We start from the raw sequence: 14,211 nt of genomic DNA on the forward strand, positions 1-14,211 counted from the left end.
GGACTCACTCGGGGTCAGCGGCGGCGAAGCCTCGCGATGCCGAGCACCGCGAACACCGCCGCCACCACGAGCAGCACCATCGCCAGGACGATGAACGACGGGTCGTAGGTCACCGTGGGCATCGACGGTTCGGAGGCGATGACCGGCGCGGCCACGGCGGAGGACTTCGCCGCCAGCCAGCTCAGCACGCACCCCACCGCGGCCACCGCGGCGAGCACCAGTTCCAGGACGGCGCGGTTCTTCACGACACGACTCCCTCGTCGACGACGGAGACCAGCGCCGCCCGCAACTGCCGATGCCGGCGCGCCCACGCCTGGGCCCGGCGGTCGCTGCTGAGCTTCACGCCGATGCCGGTGCGGCCACGCGGCACCCCGGTCAGCTCGCCCAGGGCCCGGGCCGATTGCCATGCCGGCACCTCGGGCCCGTCGGCCTCCGGATAGATCCGGACGATCTCCGAGAGCAGGATCGTCTCGGCGCCCTGACGCAGGTAGGTCGGCGTCAGCTCGACCGAGGTGTGGATGCGGGCGGCCTTGACCTGCAACCCGAGGAAACCGGTCACCAGCACGAGGAACACCCCGGGCAGGAGGGGCTGCCAGCCGTATCCCGAGGACACCTGGATGAACATCATCGTCGCGGCGGCGATCGGACCGGCCGCCAGCCACCACAGCGTGGCACCCGGTTCGTGGTAGAGGATCTCGGGGTCGGCGCTCACGGGCGCTCCTGCGCGTCGTACCACTGCTGCGAGGTGCTCCGTTGGTTCATCGCCGAGCCGGTGACGAACAGCACCATGATCACCGCGACGATGAGCACGCCGACGGGCGCGATGCCGGCCACGACGAGCAGCACTCCCAGATACACCACCGACGCCATCGCAAGACCGACAGCGGCGCTCGCGAAGCGCTTCGACCCCCTGCGGGCCCGGCCCGCTAGGTAGCCCTGCGCCAATCCGGCGACGACCAGGATCAGCCCGGCCACCTGGAAGAGCAGCGCCGTGGTGAAGGTCGCGATCAGCATCCCGAACGCCGCGGCCAGGATCGCCGCGGCCAGCCAGCACCAGAACGCCATCGTCACCGTGCGCGGACGACTGGTGTCGGGCGGAGAGTCGGACATCGTCGGGCCAGCCTAGCGTCCCGCTCAGCGCGTGAAGTAGGCGTGGGCGTCGTTGCGGTGCAGCAGATAGATGCCGCCGGCGACGCACACCACCGCGACGATCGCGGTGACCGCAAAGACGAAGGCCGCCACCGCAGGTCGGTCGACGCCGAACAGGTTGGTCAGCGCGTAGACGATCGTCGCCGCCCCACCGCCGGTGAGCAGGGTGCGCGCCCAGCGGTATCCCTCGCGCATCAGGAACAGAAATGTCACGACGACCGACACGACGACGAAGAGGAAGACACCGGACACCCCGTAGACCACCGACGACGGGCCTGCCACGGGAACGGTTACCAGGTCGACGACGTAGCCGATCACCATCGTCGTCGTCGCCACCAACCACAGCCAGAAACCGGTGTCGACGTCGTCGGGACGGGCGATCGGCCCGGACTGCTCGGGTGGGCCCTGCGGTCCGGGCGGCGGACCGGCGTACGGGCCCTGCGGGGGGTAGGTCACGCCAGCCACTCGGCGACGTCGGCCGCCCAGTAGGACAGCACGATGTCGGCGCCCGCCCGGCGGATGCTGGTCAGCGTCTCCAGCGCGGTGGTGCGCAGGTCTATCCACCCGTTGTCGGCGGCCGCCCGGATCATCGAGTACTCTCCCGAAACCTGGTATGCGGCAACCGGAACCGGAGATATCTCGGCGGCCGCGCGCACGACGTCCAGATAGGCCATCGCGGGCTTGACCATGATGAGGTCGGCGCCCTCGGCGATGTCGAGTTCGATCTCGTGCAGCGCCTCCCGTGCGTTGCCGGGATTCTGCTGATAGGTCCGGCGGTCGCCCTGCAGACTCGAGCCCACCGCCTCACGGAAGGGACCGTAGAAACCGGAGGCGAATTTCGCCGCGTAGGCCAGGATCACCACGTCGGAGTGCCCGGCGGCGTCGAGGCCGGCCCTGATCGCCGCGACCTGACCGTCCATCATTCCGCTCGGACCCACCACGTGGGCACCTGAGTTCGCTTGCGCGACGGCCAGTTCCACGTAGCGCGCGTTGGTGACGTCGTTGTCCACTCGGCCGCGCACGTCGAGCACGCCGCAATGTCCGTGGTCGGTGAACTCGTCGAGGCACGTGTCGGCCATCAAGACCGTGTCCGACCCCAGATCGGCCGCCAGATCCCGCAGCGCGACGTTGAGGATGCCGTCCTCGGCCACGCCGGCCGACCCGGTCGGATCCTTGTCCTCGTCCTTCGGCACGCCGAAGAGCATCAGCCCGCCCACGCCGGCGGCGACCGCCTCGGCGGCCGCCTTGCGCAACGAATCACGGGTGTGCTGGTAGACCCCCGGCATCGAGTCGATCGGGCGTGGTTCGGAGATGCCGTCCGCGACGAACATCGGCAACACCAGATGCCGCGGCTCCAGCGAAGTCTGCGCGACGAGCCGACGCATGGCCGGCGTCGACCGGAGGCGGCGTGGGCGGTGGATGGGCATGCGGGCTCGCGCTACCTCCGACGACTCTTCTTGCGCGGAGGGGGCAGTGCACCTTCGGCGCGGAGCCGTGCGGCGTGCTCGGCCAGCGCCTCCACGAGCGGACCGACGGCGGCCGTCTCCGGCTGCACGTCGACCCTGAGCCCGAATTCGGCTGCGGTCTCGGCGGTCTTGGGCCCGATGCACGCGACGATGGTCCGGGCGTGCGGCTTGCCGGCGATGCCGACCAGGTTGCGCACCGTCGAACTGGAGGTGAAGCACACCGCGTCGAAGCCGCCGGTCTTGATCATCTCGCGCGTCTGCGCCGGCGGCGGGGCCGCCCGGACGGTGCGGTACGCCGTGACGTCCTCGATCTCCCAGCCCCGCTCGCGCAGGCCCTCCGCCAGGGTCTCGGTGGCGATGTCGGCCCGCGGCAACAGCACCCGGTTCACCGGGTCGAAGATGTCGTCATACGGCGGGAACTCGTCGAGCAGGCCCAGCGAGGACTGCTCACCCGACGGCACCAGCTCGGGGTTGATGCCGAACGCGCGGACCTTGTCGGCCGTGGCCTGTCCGACGCAGGCGATCTTCACCCCGGAGAAGGCACGGGCGTCGAGACCGAACTCGTTGAACTTCTCCCACACCGCACGCACGGCGTTGGTGGAGGTGAACACCACCCACTGGAACCGGCCGTCCACCAAACCCTTGACGGCCCTTTCCATCTGGGCCGGGCTGCGCGGCGGCTCGACGGCGATGGTCGGAACCTCGATGGGCAGGGCGCCGTGGGAGACCAGTCGATCGCTCATCTCGCCGGCCTGGTCCTTGGTGCGGGGCACCAGCACGGTCCAGCCGTAGAGCGCGCGGCTCTCCCACCAGTTCAGCTTCGCGCGGTTGGCGACGGTCTTGCCAATCGTCACGACCAGCGGGCCGACGAACGGACCCGCGGACTCGGCGGCCACCAGCGTCGCCTTGTCCTGCAGGCCCGACAGCGTGGCTTCGACCGAACGCTGTTGGCACGTCGTGCCGTTCGCGGTGACGACGCACGGCGTCGACTCGGTCAGGCCGTACTCGATGAGAGTGCGCGCGGCCTCTGGGAGATGAGATGCGGTGGCGTGCAGGATCAGTGGGCCCGGGGCCGCGGCCAGCGCGGCCCAGTCCACGTCGCCGCGGACGTCGGCCACGGTGTGCGAGGAGCCCAGCGGCAGACCGGCGTAGGTGGGGACCGCGGCGGCGGGCGCGAGGCCCGGCACGATCTCGAACTGCGCCTGCGTGCGCGCCAGTGCGCCGACCTCGGTGATGACCGAGTCGACCGAGAGCGGATCGCCCGCCACCAACCGCACGACGTCGACGCCGGTGCGCGCCTCGTGCACCAGGAGCTTGGCGACCTCGGTCGGATCACCCAGGGCGGGGCGGACATCCGCGCCGCCGGGGAGGGTGGTCGTGGCGACGGGGACGCCGGCGTCGGCCGTCGTCGCGTCGTCGTTCTGGGCGGCCTCCGCAGGGCCCGACGTGGGCGGCAGCTCGGAGCCAACTATGGCGAGCACCGCCTCGGGTACGTCAGGGTCCGTGAAGACCAGTGCCGCGTTGGCTAGAACCGTGCGCGCCCTCGTCGTCAGCAGGCCCGGGTCACCGGGGCCTGAACCGACGAACGTGATGCGGCCGGGCTTCAGCTTGCGCCCTCGGGTCGTCATCCTTCACTCCCGCTCTGTCGTCCGCTGATCCAACAACTCCCGTGCTCCCAGATCGAACAGCTCCGCGGCGACCGAGAGACCCAGCTCCCTGGCCCGTTCGGGGCTACCGATTCCGGACGCCCGGATCACGTCGGATCCGTCCAGCGTCGCCACGCAGCCGCGCAACGACAGCTCGTCGAAGACGTTGCCCTCCTCGTCGATGGACTCGACCACTTCCGCGATCGCACCCACCGGCGCGGAACACCCCGCCTCGAGCTCGGCGAGCAGGGTTCGCTCCGCGGTGACCGCGACGCGCGTGTCGGCGTGATCCATCTCCGCCAGCAGCGCGACGAGCTCCGAATCGCCCGCGCGACACTCCACCGCGAGCGCACCTTGGGCCGGCGCTGGCAACATCTGCACCGGCTCCAGGGTCTCGGTGACGTCGCCGTGGCGTCCGATGCGGAGCAACCCCGCCCGGGCGACGACGACGCCGTCGAAATCACCGTTGCTTACCCTGTTCAACCTGGTGTCTAGGTTGCCTCTTAGGGGGCGAATTTCCAAACCGAGACCCAGTGCTCTAAGCTGCGCCGTCCGCCGCGGGCTCGACGTGCCGATCACCGAACCGGCTGGCAACTCCCCCAGCACCAAGCCGTCGCGGGCCACCAGGGCATCCCTGGGGTCTTCGCGTGGCGGAATGGCGGCGATGGCGAACCTCGGGTCGGGAGCCGTCGGCAAATCCTTGTACGAGTGCACCGCGACGTCGACGCCGCCGTCGGCGATCGCGTCGCGCAGGGCCGCGGTGAACACCCCGATGCCGATGTCGGCGATCGGTCCACTGGAGCGGTCACCGGCGGTGGAGACGACGACGAGTTCCGCTGCGTGCCCCTTGGCGATCAGAGCGTCTCTGATGAGCCCGGCCTGAGTGGTAGCCAGAAGGCTGCCCCTGGTGCCGATCCGGATGGCCGTATCGCGCGAATATGACAAGTGCCTACTCAGCCTGACCAAGGTCGAACCGGGCGTCACCCGGGATCAATTCCGTTGCCACTAGCGGCAATTCGCCGCCGGAGACCGCATCGACGGCCTGGGGGTCGAGCTCGAAGAGCTCGCGCAGCGCCTCGGCGTAACTGTCGCCTCCCGGCGCGCTGGCCAATTGCTTGACCCGGACCGTCGGAGCGTGCAGCAGCTTGTCGACAACCCGGCGCACGGTGCGGGCCACCTCGTCGCGGTGGGCGGCCTCGAGGCCGGGCAGTCGGTTGTCCAGGCGCAGCAACTCGGCCTCGACGACGTCGGCGGCACGCTGCCGAAGGGCAGTCACGGTGGGGGTCACCTCCGCCATCCGTTGCCCGGCAAGGTAGTTGCCGACCTCCGCGGCAACGATCGCGCGGGCTTCTTCGGCGTCGGTGGCCGCCGCCCGCGCGGCGGGCTCGCGCTGGATGCGCTCCATGTCGACGACGTAGACACCCGGCAGGCCGGCAATGGCCGCGTCGACGTCACGGGGCATGCCGAGATCGCAGACCACGAGCTGCTTGGGTTCCTGGCCGTGCGCCAGACCCCTGTGCACGTCGGCGAGCGAGACGACGGGGCGCACGGCCCCGGTACACGACACCACGACGTCGGCGTCGGCGAGCACGGCGGGGATGTGGTCGAACGGGAAGGCCTGCGCCTCGACGCCCTGGGCCCTCAGATTCTCGACGAGGCGCTCGGCGCGTGGCAGCGAACGGTTGACGACGTGGACCCGGCCGATGCCGGCCCGCACCAGATGAGCGGCCGCCAGCGATCCCATCGACCCGGCCCCGATCACCGCGGCCGACCGCCCGGCCAGACCGGGCCGACTCCCCGAGTCGCTGCGCTGCCGCCCACCGGACAACTTTGCGTCGGCCATGTCCAGCGCCACTGACACCACCGACGCGCCCGCGGCGCCGATGTCGGTCTCGGACTGCACGCGCTTGCCGACCTGAAGCGCGCGTTGCGCCAGTTCGTGCAGGGTGCGGCCGACGGTCTGATGCGCTTCGGCCGAGGCGTAGGAGCGGCGCACCTGGCCCAGCACCTGCTGCTCGCCGATCACCGCGGAGTCCAACCCGCTGGTCACGGCGAACAGATGCTCGACGGCGGCCTCGGCGTAGCGGACGTAGGCGTGCTTGGTCAGATCGCCGAGTGAGAGGCCCGAGTGATCGGAGAGCACCTGACCGATGACGGACAGCCCGCCGTGGAACGCCTCGACCACCGCGTAGATCTCGACCCGGTTGCAGGTGGAGAGGACCATGGCCTCGGTGACGAGCGGGGACAGCAGGACTTCGTCGACGATCTTGGCCTGATCGGACTCGTCGGTGCTGAGACGTTCCAGCACGGAGACGGGGGCGCTGCGATGCGAAACCCCGAACAGAAGAACGCTCATGGCCTCGTCACCGTGCTACTTTCCCGTCGCTACGCCGCCCCGGATGACATCGAAGATAGTCGGCCATCTGTCCGCCAACCAAATTCGAGGCGAGGGTCACTCCGCCGTCATCCGCAACGCTCCCCCGGGTCGCTAGGCTCCTGCCCGCCGGGTCGACAGATCCGCCCGCAGACGCGCCTCGTCGACCTCCCAGTAGCCGTGCTGGACCCCGTCGAGCAGGACCACGGGCAGCAGATCCCCGTACTCGGCCCGCAACGAGGGATCGCCCGCCGCGGCCGCCGCGTCGACGTCGACGCTGGACAGGTCGAAGTCCAACTCCTCGGCGAGGCGGGTCAGAACCGCCGCCGCCTTCTCGCACAGGCTGCACCCGGCGCGGGTCAACAACTCGACGGCGTGCCTGCTCCCAACGTGGTCCACGGGACCGAGTATCCCGTGCCCTACTGTTGAAGGGTGTCCGAGTCAGGGGCTGACGCCAATCGGGAGGCCGACCAGGGGGCGGGCGCCTGGGCTGGTGACGAAGCCGACGCCGTCGACTACATCGTGGCCGACATCGTGGCCGACGAGGCATCCGCCACCGAGCCACCGCCGCCGGACCTGACCGCCGCCGCCTTCTTCGACGTCGACAACACCCTGGTTCAGGGCTCGTCGCTGGTGCACTTCGCCCGCGGGCTCGCCGCGCGCAAGTACTTCACCTACGCCGACCTGGCGCGGTTCGGCTACGCGCAGGCGAAGTTTCAGCTGACCGGCAAGGAGAACAGCGACGACGTCGCCGCGGGTCGCAGCAAGGCGCTGGCGTTCATCGAAGGCCGGCCGACCTCCGAGCTGACCGAGGTCGGCGAGGAGATCTACGACGAGATCATCGCCGACAAGATTTGGCAGGGCACCCGCGCGCTGGCCGAGATGCACCTCGACGCCGGCCAGCAGGTGTGGCTCGTCACCGCCACGCCCTACGAACTGGCGGCCACGATCGCCCGCAAGCTGGGGCTGACGGGAGCACTGGGCACGGTCGCCGAATCGGTCGACGGGGTGTTCACCGGACGGCTGGTCGGGGAGATCCTGCACGGGGCGGGCAAGGCCCATGCCGTTCGGTCGCTGGCCATCCGCGAGGGCCTCAACCTGCGCCGATGCACCGCCTACTCCGACAGCATCAACGACGTGCCGATGTTGTCGCTGGTCGGCACCGCGGTGGCGATCAACCCCGACGCCGCCCTGCGGGACGTCGCCCGCAAGCGGGGCTGGGAGATTCGCGACTTCCGCACCGCCCGCAAGGCCGCGCGCATCGGCGTTCCCTCGGCGCTGGCCCTCGGCGCGGCCGGTGGCGCGCTGGCCGCGGTCGTCTCCCGTCGCGGAAATGGCGGCTGACGGCCCGCTGATAGGCTCGGCGCCGCATCGAACAGGTGTCGCAGACACCATGTACCGCGACGACCAGCGACCAACCGGAGAGCCGAACCGACACATGAGCATCGCCCAGGACATCATCGGGACCCACTACCGGTACCCCGACTACTTCTTGGTGGACCGCGAGAAGGTGCGGGAATTCGCCCGCTCGGTGAAGGACGACCACCCGGCCCACTACGCCGAGGACGCGGCCGCCGACTGCGGGCAGGCCGCGCTGATCGCGTCGCTGACCTTCGTCGCGGTGGCGGGACGCCGGGTGCAGAACGAGATCTTCAACCAGTTCGACGTGCCGATCAACATGGAGCGCGTGCTGCACCGCGATCAGAAGCTGATCTTCCACCGTCCGATCGTGGTCGGCGACAAGCTGTGGTTCGACTCGTACCTGGATTCGGTCATCGAATCCCACGGCGCCATCATCACCGAGGTCCGCGCCGAGGTCACCGACGACGACGGCGCCCCGATCTTGACCAGCATCGTCACGCTGTTCGGTGAGTCGACCAACACCGACGAGCACGACGAGGTGACGGCGCAGATCGCCGCCGGCCGCGACGCGGCGATGAAGCGGATGATTGCCGGGCAAACCAAGACCGGCGTCTGACGGCGGTCAGCCGAGGAACGGATTCCGGCGGTTGGCCAGCAGCTGGTAGAGCGTCTGTTGAATGGTCTCGCGGACCTGGTCGGTCAGCTCGAAGGTGATCATCGGGTCGTCGGCCGCCGTCTCGTCGTAACCCTCGGTGGAGATGGGCTCGCCGAACTGGATGTGCCACTTCGACGGCAGCGGCACCAGACCCAGCGGTCCGGCGAGCGGGAACAGCGGCGTCACCGGGAAATAGGGCAGGCCCATCAACCGGGCGAGCAACTTCACGTCGGCGAGCATCGGGTAGATCTCCTCGGAGCCGACGATCGAGCACGGGACGATCGGCGCGTGGGCATGCAGCGCCGCCGAGACGAATCCGCCCCGGCCGAAGCGCTGCAGCTTGTAGCGGTCCCGGAAGTTCTTGCCAAGCCCCTTGTATCCCTCGGGGAACACCGCGGTCAGCTCGCCGGCGGCGAGCAGCCGGTGGGCGTCGGCGGTGCACGCCATGGTGTGCCCCGCCTTGCGGGCCGCGTGCCCCACCATGGGCATGTCGAAGACCATGTCGGCGGCGAGCAGGCGGAGGTCGCGCTGCTGGGGGTGGTTGTCGTGAACGGCGACCGAGGCCATCAGCCCGTCCATCGGGAGCACGCCGGCGTGGTTGGCGACGATGAGGGCCGCGCCGGTGTCCGGCAGGTTCTCGATACCGCTGACCTCGACCCGGAACCAGTTGCGAAACAGCCCACGAAGCAAAGGCAGGAAGATTGCCTCGTTGAGGTGCTTGTCGAAGCCGAACTCGTCGACCGTGTAATCGCCGGACATCCGCTTGCGGACGAATTCGGCGACGGTGGCGATGCGCTGACTCAGCTCACCGGGGCCCTCGTCGACGCCGGCCGCGCCGGCGACGGAATCGCGCCGGTCGTCGATCTCGTGGACCACCGCCGCGATCTGCTCGGCAGAGGCGCGTGAGCCGGGATCGTCGAGCAGGGACGGGTGCCTGCGGGCCCCCTCGCGCGCCGCGGCCCGTCGCTGCGCTGACGCTCGAGTCGAATTCGAGTGCAGCGGAATGACTTTCGCCTTGGACTCGCCAGCCACGTCCCTACCTCCCCCACACTTCGAAGTACAAGACTAACGCCGCAGTCGCCGTGCCGCCGAAATGGCGCGACTCTCGACCGAGCGTACCCATCGCGGATCGAGGATCGGCTGCAAACCTCGACCCCGCACGTAATCGTCGAAAGCCTCCGCCGTGGTCCACTTCGGGTTGTAGCCTAGGTCCTTGCGCATGCGCGCGGTGTCCATCACCCGGCCATAGCTCACGTAATTCAGCTGCTCCCGGTCCAGTTCGGTGTAGCGCGTCGCGCGTCTCAGCGAATCAACGGCAGAAAGCGCCGATCGAGGCACCGGCAGCGGCACCCGCCCGGACCGGCGGATCGCCTGCGACATCATGATGATTCCCGCGGCGCCCACGTTGAACGTGCCCGACCGACCCACCATCGTGGCCCGCTCCAGGACCCCGAGTGCGTCCTGTTCGTGCAGTAGTTGCAGTCGGGCGTCATACCCGAGCACCGACGGCACCACCGGACCGGCCAGGAAGCGCGAGAGCGCGGTGTCCATGGCCGGACCGATCATGTTGGCCAGCCGGAGGATGGTCACGCCCAGGTCGGGACGACGGCGCGCGAGACCTCGGGCATAACCCTCGATGTCGATGCTGTCCTTGGCGAAGCCCTCCCCGGGCGAGCGCCGCGAACTGCCGTCCTCGGTGAACATGACGGGGTCCCGAGGACTCGAGCCATACACCTCGGAGGTCGACTTGAGGACGACCCGCCGCACCGAGGGAGCCTTCTGGCAGGCCGCGAACAACTGCATCGCGCCCATGACGTTGAGTTCCTTCAGGGCCGCCCGCCCGCCGGCCCGCGGGGCGTAGGACGCCGCCGCGGCGTGCACGACGGTGTCCACTTCCCCGTTGCGAATCACCTTGGCGATGAACGGATTTCGGATGTCGGCCCGGACGAACTCGGCTCGACCCATGCGTCGGAGCAGATCCTTGCTCGGCGAGACGGCGTCGACCGCGATCACGCGGTCGATCGCCGGATTCTGCGCCAGCCGCGCCGTCAGATACCCGCCGAGGAATCGGCAGGCACCGGTGACCAAGACGACCTTCGGAGGCCCGACGGCGTCCTTGGCATCACCCGACGAATCCATTGGCACAGACTAGCGGGCAAGGACCCAGAGACTACTTACCGAGTTTTCTGCGCTGCACCCGAGTACGACGAAGCAACTTGCGATGCTTCTTCTTCGACATGCGCTTGCGCCGCTTCTTGATTACTGAACCCATGAACTCCGCTACCTAAGACATCTCCCGGGCATTTGCGCCAGGAGAACCGACCCGTCACCTTACCCGGGATGCACTCCGGCACGAAAACGGCCGTAATGAACCCGGGTAGCCACGACGGCGACCCGGGGTGTGCCGATCGGACCGATCTACCCTGCGTCGAAGTACGACGTCTCCAGGAGGTCGTGGACGGCCTTGGCGTGCACCCGAAACGAGCGACCGACGCGCACCGCGGGCAATTCGCCGTTGTGCACCAGTCGGTAGACCGTCATCTTGCTGACCCTCATCAAGCTCGCCACCTCGGCAACGGTGAGGAACTGCTGCCGGGCAGGCTCGCCGCCGGAGCCATCGCGCGCCGATTTACCACTAGCGGAATCACGTGCCGATGGCCCGTTCATAGACGTCATCGCAACCCAATCAATCAGGCACGTCTTGTCCAACGGCTTCCCCACCGCTGGCGCAGGAGCGCGCATACCTCAGGGAGAATAGCGTGGCCACTGGGGTTATTGCGACGGGTGTGGGTCAATCCGTTCAGATTGCCTGAACTACTCTGGTGTAATTCCTAGCTGCTCAGAGCGGGTTTTTGCCGCCGCGACCGCCTCGGCCACCGCCGCCCGCAGGCCCCCTCGCTCCAATTCGCGCAGACCAGCGGCAGTGGTGCCCCCCGGCGACGTCACGGTGGCCCGCAGCTGCGCGGGGCTGGTGTCCATCGCCGTACCCATGGCGCCGTCACCCGACGGATTGGCCCGATCGAGGCTCTCCAGCAGCATCGCCGCCGAGCCCGCCATCGTCTGAACCGCCAGATCGGTCGCCACGGCCCGCGGCAGACCCTGGGCGACGCCCGCGTCGACGAGCGCCTCGACCATCAGGAAGAAATACGCCGGCCCCGAACCCGAGACCGCGGTGACCGCGTCCAGCTGGGTCTCCGGCACCGTCAGGACGCCGCCGACGGCGTCGAAGATGGCCGAGACCTCCTTGAGCTGATCAGCGGTCGCGAACCGGCCGGGAGCCAGCGCGCTGACGCCGCCGCCGACGACGACGGGGGCGTTGGGCATCACGCGGATGACCGGCGATCCCGCGGGGAGGTTGGCTTCGTAGTACGCCGTGCTGACGCCGGCGGCCACGGTGACGAACACCTGCTCGGCGCTGTTGTTCTCGGCCCGTGCCGCGGCCTCGGAGATGTCGCCGATGACGCGTTCGACGTCCGACGGCTTCACGGCCACGATGACGTAGCCCGCGTTCTCGGCGGCGTCGGACACCGTGGTCACCAAGACCGAATAGGTCTCGGACAGATACTTGGCCCGGTCGGGGTGTCGCTCCGCGACGACCATGTCCTTGGCCTGCCTACCCGAGCGCAGCAGCCCGGAAAGCAGTGCCTCGCCGATACTTCCGCCACCGATGATCGCAATTCTCGCCACGTCGGCAAGCATTGCACGCCCCCGGCTCACACCTGCGACCGTGGTACCTCGCCGAAAGTACGGCCGATCGCACCTCTACTCGCAGTTCGGGTACGTCAACCGTGCACTCGGCGGCCTGGTCACTGCGCCGGCGGCACCAACGCGAGTTGTCGGGACTGCACGACGATGCGGCCCTCGCAGTCGACCACCACGTGGTCCTCGTCGAACCACTCCCGACCGATCTGCGTCGTCGTGCACATCACCCGCAACCAACCGTCGGCCGGGATCGCGCGCAGGTAGGCGGTGAGCTGAACCGTTGGTGCCCAACCCATTCGGTTCACGCCGAACGTGACGGGCGCGGACAGGTCTCCGCAGAGCAAGGCGAACAGGACGTCCGGGGAGGCATCCTTGGGCCGCACCCAGTACTCGATCACCGGCGGGCCTCCGTCGGCGCGCGGAGCGAGCGTCGTCAGCGACGGCCGGATGTCGCAGCCGTGCGCCAGGTGCACGACGTCGGCCATCGGATGCCCGGGCCCGATCGGTTCGAGCCCCGGCGGCGGTTCGGGCGTCATCAGCGGCACCACGGGGTTGACCGACAGCAACGGCGGGGCGTCGGGCTCGGGCACGGCGAGGGTGATGACCGCCCGCAGGGCCGTGCGCTCCCCCTGGTTCAGCTCGACGTCGACGACGCTGACCCGGCGGCCACGCTTGCGGATCGTGGCGACCACGCGCACCGGTCCCGGATCCGGGGCCCACAGGAAGCTGCCGGAGACCGCGATCGGCTCGACGCCCTGCCCTTCGGTACCACTCCCCGGGTCGCTCCGCTCCTGCCCTCCGGTGAACGCCCTCCTCGCCGCATTCGCACACAGCGCCAGCATCGCCCCGCCGTGCACCTTCGGGCCGATCGTCCAGTGCTCGTTGAGCTCACCGTCGAACGTGAAGCACCCCGCGCCAACGGCGCCCGCCGGGGACGACTCCGAGGACACCTCCGTCAACTTCATCGCCGCACCGAACGACGTCGACCCACCCATGGTGGCACCAGCTCCTAACGCAACAAGTTGATTCGGGCGAACTCCAGCGACTCGGTCAGCAACTCGTCGCGCTCGGCAGCCGTACGCGCACCCGAGGTCGTGACCTCCAGGATGACGTGCCCGGCGAAGTTGCTCGCGGCCAGCATCTGACAGATCTCGACGGTGGGCTGCGTACCGCGGCCCGGCACGAGGTGCTCGTCGGTAGACGCACCGCTGCCGTCGCAGAGGTGCAGGTGCACCAAACCCTCGCCCATGCGGCCGGCCATCTCGACGGCGTCGGTGCCCGCGGTGGCCGAGTGCGACAGATCCAGCGTGTAGTGGGCGTGGTTGCCGTCCAGCGGGTCGTAGGACGGCGCAAACGCCGACACCGCTATGCCCGGGCTGCCACCGCGCTTGCGCATCCGTGAGATCGACGGCTGACCCGTGCCGAAGATGCGGTCGGCGCGGAAGGGGAACATGTTCTCCACCGCGACCATCACCTCGCTGGACTGCTCGAGGGCCGCGATCTGGTCGGTGAACCCCTCGGCGTAGCGCCGCTGCCACCGAAACGGCGGGTGGACGACGACGGTCTGCGCCCCGAGCTCCTCGGCCGCCCGGACGCTGCGCTCGAGCTTGGACACGGGGTCGGCGCCCCACACCCGCTGCGAGATCAGCAGGCACGGCGCGTGCACGCTGAGCACCGGAATGCCGTAGCTCTCCGACATCCGGCGGACCGCCGGGATGTCCTGGCTGACCGATTCGGCCCACACCATGAGCTCGACACCGTCGTAGCCGAGCCGGGCGGCGTGCTCGAAGGCAGCCTCGGTCCTCAACGGATACACCGAGGCCGTGGACAGGCCGACCTTGATTGCGGGGCGCACTA

At 69.2% G+C, this 14,211-nt stretch carries 18 protein-coding genes; 2 read left to right on the forward strand and 16 right to left on the reverse strand.

The features are described 5' to 3' along the window. Positions 1–14 precede the first annotated feature (14 nt). The 9 genes from ABZ195_RS14280 to ABZ195_RS14320 form a co-directional block, all read right to left on the reverse strand. Positions 15–245, reverse strand: a complete 231-nt coding sequence (locus ABZ195_RS14280; RefSeq protein WP_355218704.1) for a hypothetical protein — start codon at positions 243–245, stop codon at positions 15–17. Beyond that, the gene (locus tag ABZ195_RS14285; protein WP_355218706.1) at positions 242–712 is read right to left on the reverse strand and encodes a DUF3093 domain-containing protein; all 471 of its coding nucleotides are present in this window, start codon (positions 710–712) and stop codon (positions 242–244) included. Before ABZ195_RS14285 ends, ABZ195_RS14280 begins: the two co-directional genes overlap by 4 nt. Continuing rightward, the gene (locus tag ABZ195_RS14290) at positions 709–1,110 is read right to left on the reverse strand and encodes a hypothetical protein (protein WP_355218708.1); all 402 of its coding nucleotides are present in this window, start codon (positions 1,108–1,110) and stop codon (positions 709–711) included. Before ABZ195_RS14290 ends, ABZ195_RS14285 begins: the two co-directional genes overlap by 4 nt. A gap of 24 nt (positions 1,111–1,134) precedes the next feature. Continuing rightward, a complete protein-coding gene (locus ABZ195_RS14295) occupies positions 1,135–1,605 on the reverse strand; it encodes a hypothetical protein (RefSeq protein ID WP_355218710.1) in 471 nt (156 codons plus the stop codon). Beyond that, on the reverse strand, positions 1,602–2,576 hold the full coding sequence (hemB, locus tag ABZ195_RS14300) for a porphobilinogen synthase (protein ID WP_355218712.1): 975 nt from the start codon (positions 2,574–2,576) through the stop codon (positions 1,602–1,604). Before hemB ends, ABZ195_RS14295 begins: the two co-directional genes overlap by 4 nt. Before the next feature lie 11 nt (positions 2,577–2,587). Then, positions 2,588–4,243, reverse strand: coding sequence for a bifunctional uroporphyrinogen-III C-methyltransferase/uroporphyrinogen-III synthase (locus ABZ195_RS14305; protein WP_355218714.1), 1,656 nt, complete (start codon positions 4,241–4,243; stop codon positions 2,588–2,590). 3 nt (positions 4,244–4,246) lie between these two features. Then, complete coding sequence (hemC, locus tag ABZ195_RS14310) at positions 4,247–5,182, reverse strand: hydroxymethylbilane synthase (RefSeq protein WP_355219217.1); 936 nt, start codon at positions 5,180–5,182, stop codon at positions 4,247–4,249. A 28-nt stretch (positions 5,183–5,210) separates the two neighbouring features. Continuing rightward, positions 5,211–6,617: a glutamyl-tRNA reductase gene (locus ABZ195_RS14315; protein ID WP_355218716.1), complete on the reverse strand. Its 1,407-nt coding sequence runs from the start codon at positions 6,615–6,617 to the stop codon at positions 5,211–5,213. A 132-nt stretch (positions 6,618–6,749) separates the two neighbouring features. Continuing rightward, complete coding sequence (locus ABZ195_RS14320) at positions 6,750–7,034, reverse strand: glutaredoxin family protein (protein ID WP_355218718.1); 285 nt, start codon at positions 7,032–7,034, stop codon at positions 6,750–6,752. A 120-nt stretch (positions 7,035–7,154) separates the two neighbouring features. Between ABZ195_RS14320 and ABZ195_RS14325 the strand changes: the two genes are divergently transcribed. Next, the gene (locus tag ABZ195_RS14325; RefSeq protein ID WP_355219219.1) at positions 7,155–7,979 is read left to right on the forward strand and encodes an HAD-IB family hydrolase; all 825 of its coding nucleotides are present in this window, start codon (positions 7,155–7,157) and stop codon (positions 7,977–7,979) included. A gap of 94 nt (positions 7,980–8,073) precedes the next feature. Further along, positions 8,074–8,613 (forward strand): MaoC family dehydratase N-terminal domain-containing protein, encoded by a 540-nt coding sequence (locus tag ABZ195_RS14330; protein ID WP_355218720.1) that lies wholly within the window; start codon positions 8,074–8,076, stop codon positions 8,611–8,613. A gap of 6 nt (positions 8,614–8,619) precedes the next feature. On the opposite strand, the gene ABZ195_RS14335 is transcribed toward ABZ195_RS14330, so the two are convergent. The 7 genes from ABZ195_RS14335 to ABZ195_RS14365 form a co-directional block, all read right to left on the reverse strand. Further along, positions 8,620–9,684, reverse strand: a complete 1,065-nt coding sequence (locus tag ABZ195_RS14335) for a lysophospholipid acyltransferase family protein (protein ID WP_355218721.1) — start codon at positions 9,682–9,684, stop codon at positions 8,620–8,622. Between the two features lie 33 nt (positions 9,685–9,717). Continuing rightward, positions 9,718–10,791, reverse strand: a complete 1,074-nt coding sequence (locus ABZ195_RS14340; RefSeq protein ID WP_355218723.1) for an SDR family oxidoreductase — start codon at positions 10,789–10,791, stop codon at positions 9,718–9,720. Between the two features lie 31 nt (positions 10,792–10,822). After that, positions 10,823–10,924, reverse strand: a complete 102-nt coding sequence (locus ABZ195_RS14345) for an AURKAIP1/COX24 domain-containing protein (protein WP_003402602.1) — start codon at positions 10,922–10,924, stop codon at positions 10,823–10,825. Between the two features lie 146 nt (positions 10,925–11,070). Then, positions 11,071–11,328: a helix-turn-helix domain-containing protein gene (locus ABZ195_RS14350; RefSeq protein ID WP_149477769.1), complete on the reverse strand. Its 258-nt coding sequence runs from the start codon at positions 11,326–11,328 to the stop codon at positions 11,071–11,073. Between the two features lie 138 nt (positions 11,329–11,466). Next, positions 11,467–12,339, reverse strand: coding sequence for a pyrroline-5-carboxylate reductase (proC, locus tag ABZ195_RS14355; RefSeq protein ID WP_355218725.1), 873 nt, complete (start codon positions 12,337–12,339; stop codon positions 11,467–11,469). Between the two features lie 119 nt (positions 12,340–12,458). Then, a complete protein-coding gene (locus ABZ195_RS14360) occupies positions 12,459–13,349 on the reverse strand; it encodes a thioesterase family protein (RefSeq protein ID WP_355218727.1) in 891 nt (296 codons plus the stop codon). A gap of 14 nt (positions 13,350–13,363) precedes the next feature. Then, a complete protein-coding gene (locus ABZ195_RS14365; protein ID WP_355218729.1) occupies positions 13,364–14,209 on the reverse strand; it encodes a sugar phosphate isomerase/epimerase in 846 nt (281 codons plus the stop codon). Positions 14,210–14,211: the final 2 nt, after the last annotated feature.

Source organism: Mycobacterium sp. NPDC006124, from assembly GCF_040614235.1.
GTDB lineage: Bacteria > Actinomycetota > Actinomycetes > Mycobacteriales > Mycobacteriaceae > Mycobacterium.

Coding starts and splice junctions, on each gene's coding strand:
- ABZ195_RS14290 (WP_355218708.1), bottom strand. CDS start 1,110: ATGTCCGACTCTCCGCCCGACACCAGTCGTCCGCGCACGGTGACGATG.
- hemB (WP_355218712.1), bottom strand. CDS start 2,576: ATGCCCATCCACCGCCCACGCCGCCTCCGGTCGACGCCGGCCATGCGT.
- ABZ195_RS14305 (WP_355218714.1), bottom strand. CDS start 4,243: ATGACGACCCGAGGGCGCAAGCTGAAGCCCGGCCGCATCACGTTCGTC.
- ABZ195_RS14315 (WP_355218716.1), bottom strand. CDS start 6,617: ATGAGCGTTCTTCTGTTCGGGGTTTCGCATCGCAGCGCCCCCGTCTCC.
- ABZ195_RS14330 (WP_355218720.1), top strand. CDS start 8,074: ATGAGCATCGCCCAGGACATCATCGGGACCCACTACCGGTACCCCGAC.
- ABZ195_RS14340 (WP_355218723.1), bottom strand. CDS start 10,791: ATGGATTCGTCGGGTGATGCCAAGGACGCCGTCGGGCCTCCGAAGGTC.
- ABZ195_RS14345 (WP_003402602.1), bottom strand. CDS start 10,924: ATGGGTTCAGTAATCAAGAAGCGGCGCAAGCGCATGTCGAAGAAGAAG.
- ABZ195_RS14350 (WP_149477769.1), bottom strand. CDS start 11,328: ATGACGTCTATGAACGGGCCATCGGCACGTGATTCCGCTAGTGGTAAA.
- ABZ195_RS14360 (WP_355218727.1), bottom strand. CDS start 13,349: ATGGGTGGGTCGACGTCGTTCGGTGCGGCGATGAAGTTGACGGAGGTG.